This is a genomic window from Paenibacillus brasilensis (assembly GCF_009363115.1).
Classification (GTDB): domain Bacteria; phylum Bacillota; class Bacilli; order Paenibacillales; family Paenibacillaceae; genus Paenibacillus; species Paenibacillus brasilensis.
Genome location: NZ_CP045298.1, coordinates 442,076 through 459,446, shown reverse-complemented (window position 1 = coordinate 459,446; position 17,371 = coordinate 442,076). Strand labels below are relative to the sequence as shown.

16 protein-coding genes are annotated in these 17,371 nt (G+C 48.2%); 15 read left to right on the top strand and 1 reads right to left on the bottom strand.

What is annotated here, in order from left to right:
- Nucleotides 1–190: 190 nt before the first annotated feature.
- The 15 genes from hrcA (at nt 191) to GCU48_RS01925 (ending at nt 15,981) form a co-directional block, all read left to right on the top strand.
- Nucleotides 191–1,222: a heat-inducible transcriptional repressor HrcA gene (gene hrcA / locus GCU48_RS01995; RefSeq protein WP_025718821.1), complete on the top strand. Its 1,032-nt coding sequence runs from the start codon at nt 191–193 to the stop codon at nt 1,220–1,222.
- Between the two features lie 121 nt (nt 1,223–1,343).
- The gene (gene grpE / locus GCU48_RS01990) at nt 1,344–1,919 is read left to right on the top strand and encodes a nucleotide exchange factor GrpE (protein WP_152378863.1); all 576 of its coding nucleotides are present in this window, start codon (nt 1,344–1,346) and stop codon (nt 1,917–1,919) included.
- Between the two features lie 89 nt (nt 1,920–2,008).
- A complete protein-coding gene (dnaK, locus tag GCU48_RS01985) occupies nt 2,009–3,853 on the top strand; it encodes a molecular chaperone DnaK (protein WP_025718818.1) in 1,845 nt (614 codons plus the stop codon).
- 245 nt (nt 3,854–4,098) lie between these two features.
- Nucleotides 4,099–5,226 carry a molecular chaperone DnaJ gene (dnaJ, locus tag GCU48_RS01980; protein ID WP_152378862.1) on the top strand — a complete coding sequence of 376 codons (1,128 nt, stop codon included), beginning with the start codon at nt 4,099–4,101 and terminating at the stop codon, nt 5,224–5,226.
- Nucleotides 5,227–5,430: 204 nt separating this feature from the next.
- Nucleotides 5,431–7,086 (top strand): DcuS/MalK family sensor histidine kinase, encoded by a 1,656-nt coding sequence (gene dcuS / locus GCU48_RS01975; protein WP_152378861.1) that lies wholly within the window; start codon nt 5,431–5,433, stop codon nt 7,084–7,086.
- Nucleotides 7,079–7,798: a two-component system response regulator DcuR gene (gene dcuR / locus GCU48_RS01970; protein WP_152378860.1), complete on the top strand. Its 720-nt coding sequence runs from the start codon at nt 7,079–7,081 to the stop codon at nt 7,796–7,798. The genes dcuS and dcuR overlap by 8 nt, the downstream gene beginning before the upstream one ends.
- Before the next feature lie 134 nt (nt 7,799–7,932).
- Nucleotides 7,933–9,276 (top strand): 2-hydroxycarboxylate transporter family protein, encoded by a 1,344-nt coding sequence (locus GCU48_RS01965; protein ID WP_025718811.1) that lies wholly within the window; start codon nt 7,933–7,935, stop codon nt 9,274–9,276.
- A gap of 63 nt (nt 9,277–9,339) precedes the next feature.
- Nucleotides 9,340–10,545 (top strand): NAD(P)-dependent malic enzyme, encoded by a 1,206-nt coding sequence (locus GCU48_RS01960; protein WP_025718809.1) that lies wholly within the window; start codon nt 9,340–9,342, stop codon nt 10,543–10,545.
- A 170-nt stretch (nt 10,546–10,715) separates the two neighbouring features.
- On the top strand, nt 10,716–11,090 hold the full coding sequence (locus GCU48_RS01955; RefSeq protein ID WP_025718807.1) for a hypothetical protein: 375 nt from the start codon (nt 10,716–10,718) through the stop codon (nt 11,088–11,090).
- Between the two features lie 24 nt (nt 11,091–11,114).
- The gene (locus GCU48_RS01950) at nt 11,115–11,300 is read left to right on the top strand and encodes a YfhD family protein (RefSeq protein ID WP_152378859.1); all 186 of its coding nucleotides are present in this window, start codon (nt 11,115–11,117) and stop codon (nt 11,298–11,300) included.
- A gap of 209 nt (nt 11,301–11,509) precedes the next feature.
- The gene (gene prmA, locus GCU48_RS01945; RefSeq protein WP_152378858.1) at nt 11,510–12,475 is read left to right on the top strand and encodes a 50S ribosomal protein L11 methyltransferase; all 966 of its coding nucleotides are present in this window, start codon (nt 11,510–11,512) and stop codon (nt 12,473–12,475) included.
- A gap of 2 nt (nt 12,476–12,477) precedes the next feature.
- Nucleotides 12,478–13,170, top strand: coding sequence for a site-2 protease family protein (locus tag GCU48_RS01940; RefSeq protein WP_025718802.1), 693 nt, complete (start codon nt 12,478–12,480; stop codon nt 13,168–13,170).
- Nucleotides 13,171–13,332: 162 nt separating this feature from the next.
- A complete protein-coding gene (locus GCU48_RS01935) occupies nt 13,333–14,097 on the top strand; it encodes a 16S rRNA (uracil(1498)-N(3))-methyltransferase (RefSeq protein WP_152378857.1) in 765 nt (254 codons plus the stop codon).
- A 1-nt stretch (nt 14,098) separates the two neighbouring features.
- Nucleotides 14,099–15,442, top strand: coding sequence for a tRNA (N(6)-L-threonylcarbamoyladenosine(37)-C(2))-methylthiotransferase MtaB (gene mtaB, locus GCU48_RS01930; RefSeq protein WP_152378856.1), 1,344 nt, complete (start codon nt 14,099–14,101; stop codon nt 15,440–15,442).
- Nucleotides 15,443–15,546: 104 nt separating this feature from the next.
- The gene (locus tag GCU48_RS01925) at nt 15,547–15,981 is read left to right on the top strand and encodes an NUDIX hydrolase (protein WP_010345344.1); all 435 of its coding nucleotides are present in this window, start codon (nt 15,547–15,549) and stop codon (nt 15,979–15,981) included.
- On the opposite strand, the gene GCU48_RS01920 is transcribed toward GCU48_RS01925, so the two are convergent.
- Nucleotides 15,971–16,993: a Na/Pi cotransporter family protein gene (locus GCU48_RS01920; protein WP_152378855.1), complete on the bottom strand. Its 1,023-nt coding sequence runs from the start codon at nt 16,991–16,993 to the stop codon at nt 15,971–15,973. The genes GCU48_RS01925 and GCU48_RS01920 overlap by 11 nt on opposite strands.
- Between the last annotated feature and the right edge of the window lie 378 nt (nt 16,994–17,371).

The following is a 17,371-nucleotide window of genomic DNA, read 5'->3' as shown; positions in this document are numbered from 1 at the left end:
AACAAGCTGTGTTCATTGCTGTAATCCAAATGGTTGCAATAAATCTCGTTTATTGAAAATACCGATCTGACTTGACAATGATCAGGTCCGTTTGGTATTTTTGTATTATCGGTTAGCACTCATCGCGAACGAGTGCTAATGATTCCATTCTACAATCAGGCTATATGGATAACAACAAGGGGGGATTCGCTTGTTAACCGAACGTCAGAGACTCATTTTGAATGCGATTATTGATGACTACATTCGTTCGGCTGAGCCAGTGGGTTCCCGCAGCATATCCAAAAGGCAGGATGTCGGATACAGCCCCGCCACGATCCGTAATGAAATGTCGGATTTAGAGGAACAGGGCTATCTGGAGCAACCCCACACTTCTGCGGGACGCATCCCGTCTCATAAGGGCTATCGTTATTATGTGGACCATCTGGTGCCACTAAATACTTTGAAGCCTGTGGAGATGCGGGAACTTAAAGCCTTTTACGCCGAAAAGCTGAATGTAATGGAGCAAGTGATCCAACATGCGTCAGGCATTTTGTCCCATATGACCAACTATACTTCCATCCTGCTTGGGCCGGAGGTTTTTCATACTTCATTGCGTCATTTTCAGCTATTGCCGCTCAACGATACGACGGCTGTCGCGATTATTGTGACCAATACCGGTCAGGTGGAGAATAAGACGGTGGATATTCCGCCGGGAATTTCGATTTCCGAGATGGAAAAGGTTGTGAATTTGCTGAACAGCAAGCTGGTCGGTGTGCCGATTTATCAGCTTAAATCACGTCTTTACACTGCGCTTGGTCAGGAAATGGAGAAGCATGTGTCTCATTTTGAGGACGCTATGAAGGTATTGGATAAAGCACTGGATAGTGAATCAGATCAGCGCCTGTATTTGAGTGGTGCCACGAACATGCTCAATCAGCCTGAGTTTAAAGATGTAGACAAGGTTAAACATATTCTTGATCTGCTGGAGGAAACACCAACGCTGCTTAAACTGATGACACCTGTTCCCGGAGCACCTGAAATGCAGGTGCGCATCGGTACGGAAAATGATCATGAGGCGTTTGCCAATTGCAGTTTGATCACCGCTACGTATGCGATAGATGGGGAAGCTTTGGGTACCATAGGTATACTGGGACCGACGCGCATGGAATATGCGAGGGTGATTAACATTCTGGATATTCTATCCAAGGATTTGACCGCAATGCTTACACAGCGGTTTAAATAGAACAAGAATGCGTAGTTTATAGTTCTACATGTTCCGCGCTCAGATACTCTTTGTATCCTGCGCGGGTGTATTGCTGCGTGTTTTTATAAGGACAGTTATAACTTGAAGGAGGTGAAACATTTTGAAGGAAGAACAAGCGTTCCAAGAAGAAAAACAACAAAATGTAAGCACAGAGGAAGCTTCCGAGACGATCCAGGAGCAGGAAGAGCCGGTGAATGAAGCGGCAGCACTGGAAGCGCAGGAAGAAGACACAGAGGTGGTAAAACTTCGTGCGGAGGCTGAGGAGCATCAACAGCGGTTTTTGCGCGCACAGGCGGACTTTGACAATTTCCGTCGCCGCACGTTGAAAGAGAAAGAAGAACTTGCTAAATATGCTTCCATGAAGCTGGTAACCGAGCTGGTACCTGTTCTCGATAACTTCGAGCGTGCGCTGGCAACAGCACAGCAGGGAGCAGAGACTGAGTCATTCGCCAAGGGCGTAGAGATGATCTTCCGCCAGTTTGAGGGCGTGCTGCAGGCTGAGGGCGTAACGGCCATGAATTCGGTGGGGCAACCGTTTAATCCTGATTTCCATCAGGCTATTATGCAGGTGGAAAGCGAAGAGCATGAGGAAGGTATCGTCGTTGAAGAGGTGCAAAAAGGATACATGCTGAAGGACAAGGTACTTCGTCCTGCTATGGTAAAAGTAAGCATGTAGCTTTTTCAATATACATTTAGCAACACATGAATTGAAATTCAACCATTCTGGCCTGAGGGCCTCGTATATACAGAAGGAGGAATTGTCCGATGAGTAAAGTAATCGGTATTGACTTAGGTACAACCAACTCTTGTGTGGCTGTTATGGAGGGCGGCGAAGCCGTCGTTATTCCAAATCCGGAAGGCGCGCGCACAACCCCTTCCGTTGTTGGTTTCAAAAAAGATGGAGAACGTACTGTAGGGGAGACGGCTAAACGCCAAGCGATTACGAACCCGGATCGTACAATCATCTCAATCAAGCGCCATATGGGTACAAACCATAAAGAAAGCATTGACGGCAAGGAGTACTCCCCACAGGAAATCTCCGCTATGATTTTGCAAAAGCTGAAATCCGATGCTGAAGCTTATCTGGGCCAAACGGTAACTCAAGCCGTTATTACGGTTCCAGCTTACTTCAATGACAGCCAACGTCAAGCGACCAAGGATGCAGGTAAAATCGCAGGTCTGGAAGTTCTGCGGATCGTCAACGAGCCAACAGCAGCTGCTTTGGCATACGGTATGGAAAAATCCGAAGACCAAACGATCCTCGTGTATGACCTGGGTGGCGGTACATTTGACGTATCCATTCTGGAATTGGGCGACGGTTTCTTCGAAGTTAAAGCAACAAGCGGTGATAACAAGCTGGGCGGCGATGACTTTGACCAAGTGATCATTGATTACCTCGTAAATGAGTTCAAAAAAGATCAAGGTATCGACTTGAGTAAAGATAAAGCGGCTGTACAACGTCTGAAAGACGCAGCGGAAAAAGCGAAAAAAGAGCTGTCCGGCGTACTGACTACGACGATTTCCCTGCCGTTCATCACAGTCGTTGATGGCGTTCCACAGCATTTGGAGCTGAACCTGACTCGCGCGAAATTTGAAGAGCTGTCTGAAGGTCTGGTAGAACGTACCTTGGGGCCTACTCGTCAAGCGATGAAAGATGCAGGCATGAGTGCCAGCGACATCGACAAAATCGTTCTGGTCGGTGGTTCCACTCGTATTCCGGCTGTACAGGAAGCAATCAAAAAATTGACAGGCAAAGAGCCTCATAAAGGCGTAAACCCTGATGAAGTGGTAGCTTTGGGCGCCGCAGTTCAGGCGGGCGTATTGACAGGTGATGTGAAAGACGTCGTTCTTCTCGATGTAACTCCACTGTCCCTCGGTATTGAAACCGCTGGTGGCGTATTCACTAAAATGATTGAGCGTAACACAACGATTCCTACAAGCAAATCGCAGGTATTCTCGACGTATGCCGACAACCAGCCTAGCGTAGAAATTCATGTACTGCAAGGTGAGCGTGAAATGGCAGCAGGCAACAAAACGCTGGGTCGCTTCCAACTGGGAGATATTCCTCCAGCACCACGTGGCGTACCGCAAATCGAAGTTACCTTTGATCTGGATGCGAACGGTATCGTGAACGTATCTGCTACGGATAAAGGAACTGGCAAGAGTCAAAAAATTACGATCACATCTTCCAGCGGCTTGAGCGACGAGGAAGTAGAACGTATGATGAAGGATGCCGAGTTGCATGCGGAAGAAGATAAAAAACGCAAAGATTTGGTAGAAGCGAAAAACGCTGCGGACCAACTGATCTACTCCGTAGACAAAACGATTAAAGATCTGGGCGAAAAAGCAGATGCAGGTGAAGTCGAAAAGGCCAATGCAGCTAAAGAAAATCTGCAAAAAACGCTGGAAACCGACAACCTGGAAGACATCAAAAAGGCTACTGAAGAGCTGACTGAAATTGTTCAGCAATTGTCTGTAAAACTGTACGAGCAAGCTGCTCAAGCAGCACAGGCACAAGAGGCTCAAAATGGCTCAGCAGACAGCAAAGGCCGCGACAATGTGGTTGACGCAGATTATGAAGTCGTTAATGAAGACCAGAAGAAAGACTAAGCAACGGATCGGTATTGGCATTAGGGTACACCGGTGCGTTATAATACACTGAATAGTATCCAGCAGCGTAGCTGCCTTGATAAATAACGATGAGACCGAAGGGGAACCGTTATTTTCAGGATAAATAAGCATATTACGGGTTGTACTGCCTTGAAATGATGGGAAGGTCAAAGCCGGGTCATCCCGTGCCTTTGGCTTTCCTTTTATATGTAGTGCAGACGCGTTGTAGGCATGGGGGTGGAACATTGGCTGATAAGCGTGATTATTATGAGGTGCTGGGCGTCGCGAAGGGCGCTTCGGAGGAAGAAGTCAAAAAGGCTTACCGCAAGCTTGCTCGTCAGTATCATCCGGACGTGAACAAGGCTGCGGATGCGGAAAGCAAATTTAAAGAAGTGAAAGAGGCTTATGACGTTCTCAGCGATGGTCAGAAGCGGGCAAGATACGACCAGTATGGTCATGTAGACCCGAACCAGGGCATGGGAGGCGGCTTCGGTGGAGCTGACTTCGGTGGCGGGTTTGGCGATATTTTTGATATGTTTTTTGGTGGTGGCGGCAACGGTCGACGTGACCCGAACGCACCACAGCGTGGGAATGATCTCCAATATACGATGACGATCGAATTCAAGGAAGCGGTGTTCGGTAAGGAAACCGATATTAACATTGGACGTACCGAAACATGTGATACGTGTCACGGTACAGGAGCCAAAGCGGGCACCAAGCCACAAACCTGCTCCGTCTGCCACGGTAGCGGACAGGAAGAAGTGGTACAGAATACACCGTTTGGTCGTATGGTTAATCGCCGCGCTTGCTCCAATTGCGGCGGCTCTGGAAAAATTATCAAAGAAAAATGTACAACTTGTAGCGGTTCTGGCCGTGTACGCAAGCAGCGTAAAATTCATATCCGTATTCCAGCGGGTGTGGATGATGGCGCGCAAATGCGTATCAACGGTGAGGGCGAAGGCGGTGTCAACGGAGGACCGGCAGGTGACTTGTACGTCGTGTTCCGTGTGAAGTCGCATGACTTCTTCGAGCGTGAGGGAGACGACATCTACTGTGAAATTCCGCTGACGTTCTCGCAGGCGGCATTGGGAGATGAGGTTGAAATTCCGACGCTGACCGAAAAAGTGAAATTGAAGGTTCCAGCGGGTACGCAGACAGGTACCTATTTCCGCCTTAAAGGTAAAGGTGTGCCTAAGCTGCGTGGTGTAGGTCAAGGTGACCAGCATATTAAGGTGGTCGTGGTGACGCCTAGCAAGCTGAGTGAAGAACAGAAGGACCTCCTACGTCAATTCTCTGCGCTTAGCGGAGAGCAGACACATGAGAATGAGCAATCCTTCTTTGACCGTGTGAAGCGCGCCTTTCGAGGCGACTAATCCAAGGTAAGCATCGCGGAGCTTCAACCATGAATCAGAGGGGACTATTCCGCAATTGCGGGGTAGTTCCATTTTTTATTCCCAATCAGATGTGAGTGAATGAAGCGGTATGAAGTTATAACTATGCGGATTTACGTAAACACATACATATCCATTTTTGTATAAGCGTATTAAGCTATTGGCACTTAATCTCAAGTGAAAGGGGTGAGTTCCATCGCAATTTCACAGCCCAAGCTGCGTCGGGGGAAACCGCCAATCAAACTCAGAAGGCTGATTACACTGCTGGTTTGTCTCGTTATGGCGCTTGTACTTCTGCCAGTAACACTGTTATTTGCGGATAGAGTTGAGCATGAAACCGAGATGAGGCTGGAGGAAAAAGCAATGTCCATCGCACGTACACTCGCCCACACGCCTCTTATTGTTGGACAATTGCAACAACCCGGTTCGTCTTTTTCCATGCAGGAGTATGTGCAGAAGGTTTCAACTGCTAATCATGTTCAGTTTATCGTAGTTATGGACATGAAGGGGATTCGCAAAACGCACCCGGATGTCAGGATGATCGGCAAAGCCTTTGTTGGTGGAGATGAATACACTGCACTTCATGGTCATGAGAGTGTATCTGTCGCAAAGGGAACATTAGGCTTGTCCATGCGTGCCTTTTCACCCGTGTTCAGCTCAACGGGGAAGCAGTTGGGAGCGATTGTCGTCGGTATATCCATGCAAGATGTGCTAAGGGCTCAGGAAGGCAACTACCGCCTTATTGCTATCGCCATTGCTGTCGGGATGCTAATCGGCACCGGAGGAGCAGTTGTGCTGGCCCGTAAAATTAAAAATATGCTGGCCGGTCTGGAGCCGCCGGAAATCGCGCGCTTGCTGGAGGAGCGCAGTGCTATGCTGCAGTCCATTAAGGAAGGCGTCATTGCGGTGGATGAATCCGGACGTGTTATGTTAATGAATGCAGAAGCGATTCGTTTGCTAAGGCAAGCGGGAATTGAAGATTTTTCGTTCTCTGGACAGGAAATTACCGCTTATTTATCCGCTTTCCGATTGCAAGAGGTCCTGAAGGCAAGCACTCCACAGATGGATGAGGAAATGGAGCTGGGGGGAATAACCTTGCTCACTACCAGTGTTCCGATCCGGGTAAAAGGGGAAATCGTGGGCGCGATTGTAACCTTTCGGGATAAAACGGAGATGAAGCAGCTTGCTGAGCGTCTGACAGGGGTGTCTCTATATACGGAGGCACTGCGTGCACAAGCTCACGAGTTTATGAATAAGCTACATGTTATTATGGGGATGGTGCATCTGCGAATGTACGATAAATTGGAGCATTACATTATGGATGCTGTTGAGCATCATCAGGTGGAGATTGGCTCCATTACCCGGCAGATTAAAGACCCTGTCATGGCGGGTTTTGTGTTGGGGAAATTAAGCCGGGCGAGAGAGGTCGGGGTGAATTTCGAACTGACTCCAGGTAGCTATTTGCCCGAATCGAGTCAAACCCAGACGATTCATGAACTGATTACCATTCTTGGTAATTTGTTCGATAATGCGGTCGAGGCGATGGAATCTCTCCAGCACAAGCGGATCACCCTTTCGCTTTATTATGAGAAGCACCAGGAGAAAGGCTGGCTGACCTGTATCATGTGTGATAGTGGTCCAGGTATACCGGAAGGGCTCGTAAAGACGGTATTTGAAAAAGGCTTTTCGACCAAGGGAGAGTCACGGGGAATGGGGCTTTATCTGGTGGCACAAAGCGTGGAAAGATTACAGGGGAGTGTAGAATTGATTCCAGCTGAGCAAGGGTGCTGTTTTGAGATTGCAATTCCATATATGATAACGGGGAATGATGAACATGATTAATGTCCTGATTGTAGAAGATGATCCGATGGTTGCCGAATTTAACCGCAAATATATGGAGCAGGTAGAGGGTTTTCAATGTGCAGGCTGGGCTTCTTCTGTAGAAGAGGCCAAGAAATTTTTGGCTGAACGGGCTGTTGATCTGATTTTATTAGATGTGTATATGCAGGAAAGCAATGGCCTGGATTTGCTGTCATTCATCCGGGAGGCAGGAGTGGATGCGGACGTCATTGTGATCTCAGCTGCAAGTGACATGAACAGTGTCAAGAAGGCGATGAATTTCGGCGCGGTGGATTATTTGATTAAGCCGTTCCACTTTAATCGTTTTCTGGAGGCACTCACAGGTTATCGGGAGCATATCAGTATCGTACGTGAGCGCAGCTTGCTTTCACAGGAGGAGCTGGATCGTCTCCTATATCATAAAAACTCTACCAAGGATCTGGCCCGACTGCCCAAAGGGGTAGCCAAGTCAACGCTGGCTATGATATGGAATTGTATCCGGCAGCATGAAGCACAGCTATTTTCCACCGAGGACATTGCAGAAAGTGCAGGGATATCCAGAGTGTCTATACGTAAATACCTGACTTTTTTGACGGAGATTGAGGTGCTTGCTATGGAAACGATTTATGGGACCATCGGACGACCTGTGTACCAATATCATATTTTACCGCAGGCGGAAGAAATCATGGCCGGTTATGATTTAAGCTCCCTTTGATTACTTTAGTTACAAAAGTAGATTATTAGTTTTAAAACCAAATAAAGCGTTTTCCAAGGTGTAGAATAGAAGCATGATCATCGTTCCTTACTACGAGGCATGATGATCGTTCTTTACTACAAGGAGGGAGCTTTATGGAAAATGCCACAAACCGGGCTGTCATTCAAAAGGAGCAAAAATGGAATAAAAATCCTGTAGATGCCATCAGGATGCTAGGTAAGATAAAAGTGGGAGTGATTCCGCTTCCGCTCTACGTCGTGATTGCGTTGGTTATATACGCAGCTGCGATTACACAAAGTCTTCCGAACGATATGTTGGGCGGGTTCGCCGTCATCATGATTTTGGGCATACTGCTCAGTGAACTGGGTTCCAAGCTTCCGCTGCTCAAGCATATTGGTGGCCCAGCTATTTTGTCACTCATGGTTCCATCGTTGATGGTATTTTGGAATATGTTCAGTCCATCCGCGATGGGAGCGGTACACACGCTCATGAAAACCTCTAATTTTCTTTATTTCTACATCGCTTGTTTGGTAACCGGGAGTATTCTTGGTATGGATCGTAAAATGCTGATGAACGGAATTATTAAAATTTTTGCCCCTATTATAGTTGGTTCCATTGCAGCTGTTGCAGCAGGTATGGTCGTGGGGATGGCTTTTGGCTACAGTGCCTATCATACGTTCTTTTACATCATTATTCCCATTATCTCCGGTGGGATTGGGGAAGGAATTTTACCTTTGTCCATCTCGTATGGATTAGTCTTGGGCAAAGATTCGGCGGTATTCGTATCCCAGTTTATCCCGGCTGCAATCATCGGGAATATTGTTGCAATCATAGGCGCGGGGGTTCTTAAGAGATTAGCGGAGAAGAGACCGAATACTTCTGGTAACGGAAGGTTGTTAAAACTAGGTAAGGAAGAGAAATTGTCCCCTGCAAGTTTGGATCAACCCGTTTCTTTCCCATTAATGGGTGGAGGACTGTTATTGGCCTGTACTTTCTTTATCGTAGGCAAGCTGCTGGAGCCATATCTTCATATTCCAGGACCGATTCTGATGATTTTGGCAGCGGCTATCATAAAATGTGTGCAAATCATGCCGAATCAGCTGGAACAGGGAGCTTTCCATTTGTACAAATGTATAACGGCAAGCCTGACGTGGCCATTGATGGTAGGATTAGGAATTTTATACGTTCCTTTGGATAGTGTGGTTGGGATTCTGACGATACCTTATGCCATCACCTGTGCATCGGTTGTCGTTGCATTAATTGTTGCCGGGTATTTTACCGGAAAATGGATTAATATGTATCCAGTAGAAGCTGCAATAGTAACTAGTTGTCGTGGTGGATTGGGAGGTACGGGGGATGTGGCCATCTTGTCTGCATCAAATCGGATGGAACTGATGCCTTTTGCGCAAATTGCAACTCGTATTGGCGGGGCAGCCACGGTTATTTTAGCAACTTTGTTACTCAATTTATGGAGCTGAAGAGTTTATATATAGATATGAAATTCATAGCTCAAATACAGACACGAGAGGATGGAGAGAAATATGAGTAGTTTATTGGACGAAATCAGAGAATTGCACGAAGGTGGTAAAATGGAGACCTTACCGAAAAAGCGGATTGAAACGATGGAGGGGTTATCCAAGGTTTATACGCCGGGTGTGGCTGAAATTTGCATGGAAATTGCGAATGATCCAGCCAAAGCGTATGAGCTAACAATCAAAAAAAATACAGTCGCCGTTGTATCGGATGGGACAGCGGTGCTTGGATTAGGGGATATCGGACCAGAGGCGGCTATGCCTGTGATGGAGGGCAAGGCGGTCCTGTTCAAACAGTTTGCAGGTGTCGATGCATTTCCAATCTGTCTCAATACGAAGGACCCTGATGAAATTGTTCACATCGTCAAAATGATTGCTCCTGCCTTTGGAGGCATTAATCTGGAGGACATCTCTTCACCACGCTGTTTTGAGGTCGAGAGACGCTTGAAAGAGGAGTTGGATATTCCGGTATTTCATGATGACCAGCACGGGACCGCAGTTGTCGTATTGGCGGGTCTGGTCAATGCGCTGAAGGTATGCGGCAAGAAAATGGAGGATGTCAAAGTTGTATTTGCCGGTATCGGTGCGGCTGGTATGGCATGCTCCCGTATGCTACTCAAGGCGGGTGTACGTAATCTGATTGGCGTTGACCGCCAAGGGGCCATTCATCGTGGAGTGGAATACAGTAATCCGCATTGGGCAGAGTATGCCAATATGACCAATCCCCATAATCTGAGTGGTAGTTTATCCGACGTGATTGTAGGAGCTGATGTTTTCATCGGTGTATCAGGCCCGGATTTATTGACTGTGGAGGATATTCAAAGCATGGCCGCTGATCCTATAGTCTTCGCCATGGCGAATCCGAAGCCAGAGATTGATCCAGCTTTAGCAGCGCCTTTTGTACGTGTATTGGCTACGGGCCGCTCTGATTTTCCTAATCAGATAAATAATGTACTGTGCTTCCCGGGAATTTTCCGGGGCGCACTGGATTGTCATGCCACGACGATTAATGAAGAAATGAAACTGGCTGCCGGGCTTGCCATTGCGGATGCAATCAGTCCTGAAGAGCTAAGTGAAACTTATATCATACCTAATGTGTTTAATCCCAAGGTGGTGCAAAAGGTTCGGGATGCTGTTATTCGCGCTGCATTGGAGACGGGGGTAGCGAAGGCAGGACAAATACCCGCTGCTGGCCTGCACCCGGAAAAGTTATAATCTTCACAAACGATATTTCCAGTGTTTCGTCTATTAAATCCGGTGTTGTCTGTTCCGTCCCATCTCTGTGGGGAATATAAATACGTGCCAATGAGCAGGATATAGCAAAGCGCAACTGTATCGTTCTTGAACGAAAGCTGCGCTCAATATTACACAGGGAGTTTTTGGGGATGGGTGAAAAAAATATTTTGGCGTATTTTAAAAGCCCTGAGGAAGCACAGGGAGCCGCTAGAAAACTGGAAGCTCTTCGGGTAGCGGATGTGTCAATAGACCGATTTAGCCGATATCCGCGACAGTCCACAGGCAACGGTGGATTACCTGTATTTTCGGGACAAATTACCAGCTTGTCCTCTATAACGCAGGGAGTGGACTTTACAGATGCAAGTCCAGCGATATTGGCTGCATCTGATCCCACTGCCAGTGGAATGAGCGATGGAGGACAGGGTGGACCGACAGGCCGCGATATTTTGTTGACTGCTGTAGTCGATGAATCCATTCATCATCAAGCGATGTCCATCGTGGAGCAAGCAGGTGGAATGCTGTGAACAGTTTGGAAGGAGCTGTGATAGATGCCAACCAACAAACGCTTTGATAAAGTGCTGACCAAAACGGAGAAAATCAAACGGGCGCAATCTGTCAAAAATGAGGACGTTGAGTTCTCGGCAGAGCAGGCAGATGCTCAGGATTTGGAAGCGATTCGGCGCGCTGAAGTGGCTGATCGTCGTCAGGAGCGTATTATTAACGACAGCGAGTAGAATTCGTGAAGACGAGTTATCCCCATCTTAATGATGATTAAGGGATAGCTCGTCTTGTTTGTGTAGGCTCGTTTTTAAAAGGGTAGACGACATCACAAGTTCTACAAAAAACATTTTCGCTCTCCGATGATACTTGCTGTTTTGAACTCTTATGCATGTATATAGTACAATATAGAGTATGCATGTGAAATGAGGAGGAAATGAAAACCATGTTGTGGAATGAAATAACAATACATACAAGCGAAGAAGCCGTCGAAATGATTTCAAATTTCCTGCACGAAGCAGGGGCGGGAGGGGTTTCTATTGAAGAATCCGGCTCGCTCAACAAACCGCGTGATACGTCTTACGGGCAGTGGTATGATCGCCCCTTGAACGACATTCCAGAAGGACAAGCAATCATCAAGGGCTATTTTTCCGAAGAAGCGGATATGAACAGCATACGTGCAGAAATTGAGCCGCGGGTCGAACAATTAAGAACCTTCGATATTGATCCCGGTGAGGTTCGGTATGAGCTGAAAACGGTCAATGAGGATGACTGGGCCAACGCCTGGAAGCAATATTTCAAGCCTTTACGTGTGTCGGATCATCTAACGATCAAACCGACTTGGGAAGACTATGAGCCTGCAAGTGAGGATGAAAAAATCATTGAGCTGGACCCGGGTATGGCCTTTGGCACGGGAACGCATCCTACAACATCCCTTTGCCTGAGAACACTGGAATCTGTAATTAAGGGTGGAGAAGAGGTTATTGATGTAGGTACAGGCTCCGGTATTTTAGCCATTGGAGCAGTGAAGCTGGGAGCGAAGCATGTGCTGGCTCTGGACCTGGATCCGGTAGCGGTCTCAAGTGCGCGGGAAAATACGCGTCTGAATGGACTGGAGGAACATATTACTATTAAAGAAAGCGATCTGCTATCCGTGCTCAATGCAAGCGATCCAACACTGGGTATCCAGCTGCCGGTCAAGCTGGTGGTTGCTAATATTTTGGCCGAGATTATTTTGCTGTTCATTGATGATGTATATAAGGCTCTGGAGCCAGGCGGGGTTTATATTGCTTCAGGGATTTGGAAAAATAAAGAAGAGGTTGTCGAAACTGCGTTGAAGACAGCTGGCTTTGAAATTGCCGAAATACGCCGCGATGAAGATTGGCTGGCGTTTGTGGCGAGAAAGAGGTAAGCATGGACTTTCTACAAAGTATTTTTCGCGTAAATTTAAATGTTCTTCCATTTTACTTACTGGCTGTGATCATATCTTTTACAGTGCATGAGTTTGCGCATGCGTATTATGCCAATAAATTTGGTGATCCCACAGCCAAGCTGCTTGGGCGCGTGACATTAAATCCGGCTGTGCATATTGATCTGCTGGGTACGCTCTTGCTGCTGATCGGGGGCTTTGGCTGGGCCAAGCCTGTTCCGGTTAACCGTGATAATTTCAGCCGTCCGCGCCTCATGGGTATCATCGTTTCGGCTGCCGGTCCGCTGAGTAATCTGTTGCTTGCATTTGTCACTACATTAATCTATGCCATGCTGCTTCATTTTCAAGTGCTGCCAGGCATGGAGAACCAGCGGGTGGCTCAGGCGATTTATCTGTTTATCAATGCACTGATCAATTTGAATCTGTTTCTGTTTATCTTTAACCTGATTCCACTGCCTCCGCTGGATGGATACCGGATTGTGGAGGACGTAGCTCCAACTCCTGTGCGCCGCAAGCTTCAGCAGTTTGAACAGTGGTCCATCTTTATTTTTCTGCTTATACTGGTCATTCCGCAGGTGCGGGCTGTAACGATTGAACCTCTTTACACGCTGGCCCAAGTGATATATATACAGTTTTTGCAGTTCTCTTTTTACATCACCGGATTATTTGGAGCCTAAGGGCTCCTTTTTTGTGAGAACAGATCATATTGCGACAATGGAAAAGGGAACAGACTGGTCATACAGGCGCAAAAGATGATATGATGGTGCATGGTGATTTATTCGGTTTTTGTACGGAAAGTCAGTGGATAACAGTTATTTTTAGAATAGGTGTGAGAGACAATGCAGCGTTATTTTATTCCGGCAGAGCAATTTCTGGAAGATCACGTGATGGTTGCGGGTGAGGACGCGCGGCATATTGCCAAGGTCATGCGTGGCCGTAGCGGTGACAAAATTATAGTCAGTGATGGGGTGTCCAGAGAAGCACTGGCTGCGCTGGATACGATTGAGCTGGATCATGTGACAGCGACAATCGTCGAGCTACTGGAGATGAGCTCTGAGCCGCATGTGCAGGTCACCATCGCTCAAAGTCTTCCTAAGGGAGACAAGATGGAGACGGTGATGCAAAAATGTACAGAAATCGGAGCAGCGGGCTTTATACCGTTTTTGTCCGAGCGTACAGTCGTGCAGTATGATGCCAAAAAAGAAGGCAAGCGATTGGAGCGCTGGCGCAAGATTGTGAAGGAAGCGGCTGAGCAAAGCCATCGCAACCGGATTCCCGAAATTAGTGCACCCCTGACGTGGAAAGAGCTGCTGGCTTCTTTTGCGGGGTATGATTTGATATGCTATTGTTATGAAAAAGAGCAGGGGCGGCAGCTACGTGATGTGATCCAACCCTTCGTAGGACAATGGGCGTCGGCAGACAAGCCGCGTGTTCTGCTGGTGGTGGGCCCGGAAGGCGGCTTCACTGAAGCGGAAAGCCTGGAGGCCGAGCAGGCCGGGGCTCAATCTACAGGGCTGGGAAGACGTATTTTGCGTGCAGAGACCGCAGGTATGGCTGCGTTGGCGTGCATTTTATATGAGTCAGGAGAAATGGGAGGGATTTAACATGCCATCAGTGGCATTTTACACATTAGGCTGTAAAGTAAACTTTTATGATACAGAAGCAATCTGGCAGCTGTTCAAAAAAGAAGGTTATGAGCAGGTGGATTTTGACGAGCAGACTGCAGATGTTTATTTGATTAATACATGTACGGTTACGAATACTGGCGATAAAAAGAGTCGCCAGATTATTCGTCGCGCGATTCGCCGAAATCCAGATGCCATTGTGGCAGTGACGGGCTGTTACGCTCAAACTTCTCCTGCCGAAATTATGGATATTCCCGGTGTCGATCTCGTTATTGGTACGCAGGATCGGGACAAGATTATTCCGTATGTGAAGGAGATTCAAGAATCGCGTCAACCGGTGAACGCCGTACGAAATATTATGAAGACTCGTGTGTTTGAGGAAATGGATGTGCCTGATTTTGCTCATCACACCCGTGCGTTTTTGAAAATTCAGGATGGCTGCAATAATTTCTGCACCTTCTGCATCATTCCGTGGTCGCGCGGTCTATCCCGCAGCCGTGATGCCGCGAGCATTATCGCACAGGCGCGTCAGCTGGTGCACGCAGGCTACAAGGAAATCGTACTTACAGGTATCCATACTGGCGGCTATGGAGACGATATGGAAAATTATGACCTGTCCGATCTGTTGTGGGATCTGGAGAAGGTGGAAGGGCTGGAACGCATTCGTATCAGCTCGATTGAAGCCAGCCAGATCGATGAAAAAATGCTGGATGTGCTGAAACGCTCCAACAAGCTGGTTCGTCATTTTCACATACCGCTTCAGGCAGGAGACGACATCGTGCTGAAACGGATGCGCCGCAAGTACACGACAGAAGAATTTTATAACAAGATGCTTATGATTCGAAAAGCAATGCCGGATGTGGCGATTACAACAGATGTGATTGTCGGATTCCCCGGGGAAACGGACGAAATGTTCCGCAACGGCTATGAGCTGATGAAAAAAATCAATTTTTCAGAAATGCACGTATTCCCGTATTCCAAGCGCACTGGAACGCCTGCGGCACGTATGGAGGATCAGGTCGACGAGGACGTGAAAAATGCACGTGTGCATGAGTTGATTGAACTGTCAGAGCAAATGCAGCTGGCGTATGCTGAGAAGTTTGTAGGTCAGGTGCTGGAGGTCATTCCGGAAGTTGCGCCGAAAGGGACCGAAGGCAGTGGCATACTCTACGGCTATAGTGACAATTACATTCAACTGGTGTTTGAAGGTGCCGAGGATCTGGTCGGCAAGGTGTGCCGCGTGAAACTGATGAAGGCGGGCGTTAATGAATGTGAAGGCCAATTGGTCCGCGTATTGGAGAACGGGCTGCAAGCAGCTCTCTAAGAACATAAAAAGCCTGAACAGGCAATAGCGATGGCCAACAAGGATTTCGCCTTTCCCTACAGAGAGGACGGAATCCTTGTTGCGCAAGGAAAGGAGATTACAGGATGGCAGCAAAAAAGGAAATTTCAGCAGGCGGTGTGGTGTTTCGCAAACAGGGGGAGCAGCTTGAAATCCAGCTGATTACTGACCGATATGGCAAGGTATCCTTGGCTAAAGGCAAAATGGAACCTGGAGAAACAATCGAACAGACGGCTTTACGTGAAATTCGCGAGGAAACAGGGCTAAACGGGCGAATTATTCAGCATGTGGATATGATTGCTTATACCTACCAGCATGCTGAATATGGGGAAGTGGACAAGGAAGTTCATTATTATCTCGTGGAGGCACTGGATGGAGATTTACAGGCGCAGATCGAAGAAATAAAAGGTGTCGCGTGGCATACGCCTGAGGAGGCATGGCGTCTCCAGCGCCAAGGTGGATACGATAATAATGATGTCATTTTGAGCAAGGCGCTGTCTATGCTGGGAATTAACGTTTAATTCTAGGGAGAGACATACGTTGCTCCAAGCGAGTCCATACAGGTAAATAGCAAGCGGGCAAGGCGATCAGAGAGCTGATCACGTTGAACAGGGTTTGGGCATGGGCGACCTTGGCTCCGGGCTCGGCGGATATCCAGGCGGCAGCCATTTCCAGCCCGGGAATCAACGGCATAAAAAGCAAGGCTCCGCCTACATTCAGCAGCACATGGGACCAGGCCACAAATTTGCCGGACGTGCTGCCGCCTACAGCGGCGATCAAAGCGGTTACGCAGGTGCCTACATTGGAGCCGATGACAATGGCGATCCCCACATCGACCGGCAAGGCACCTGCGGCCGCAAGGCTGATCGCCATGCCGATAACGGCTGCGCTGCTGTGGACAAGTGCGGTCAGGCAGGCTCCGGCGGCGAAGGCCCACCACATGTTGGCCGCAGCGTGATCCAGAAACCAGCGGAATAGTCCGGCCTGCTCAATCCAGGGGCCGACTGCTTGCATCACACGGATGCCGATCAGAATCAGCGAAAATCCGGCAAAGGCAAGGCTGATAAATTGTACAGCCTGCGGGCGGCTGAGTCCATTGGAACCGTGGGGAACTCCGGCAGATACATACTGGCGGCCGGGGACAGCTTCTCCCCACAGGACGGCGGTGCTCCAGCATAGCAGTGAGCCGCATAGCAGCGGTACAGCCATCTTGCCCAGCTGCAGCCCCATCAGCTCGGTGACCAGGCAGGTGCCGATATTGGTGCCGAGGATGATGCCGAGCGTACGGCCGTAGGATAAAAGCTCGGCATTGACCAGCCCGATGGTCAGCACCGTTACGGCGGTGCTGCTTTGCAGCAGGGCGGTAATGCATGAGCTGAACAGCAAGCCCCGCCAAGGCGAAACGGTGGCACGGTTCAGCCAGCGGGTGAGGAAGGGGCCAGCCAAATGGCGGAGAGCAGCTTCCATCAGCTTCATTCCGCCCAAAAAAATAAGCAGCCCACCGCACAGCGGCAAAATAACGTGTATAAACATGGGCGTAGCCCCCTTTTCTAAGGTTATTTAATGTTGCTGAATTCTTTATAGTAACGCTAAAGCGCTTATGTAACAGCCTATGATCTGTCAAGGACAGCCATGACAAGCATGGCCGAGCTCTTTTTTACGGAACGATAATTTTGTAGTATCTACACAAGCTTTAAAAGCGTGACGTCGATATAAAGGCGGGCAATAGCGGAGCGGTTCATTTGAATTTGGAGAAGCGGTAGCGTTCGCCTTTGCAGGGGGATTCTTACCATTAAAATCATTTATAAAATCCAAAGAATCCCCCTGCAACAGCGATCGTAAGATCAAATGAACCGCGGAGCCGCGCCCCATCGAACACCACGCTTTTAACACTTTGAGTAATCCAAGAAT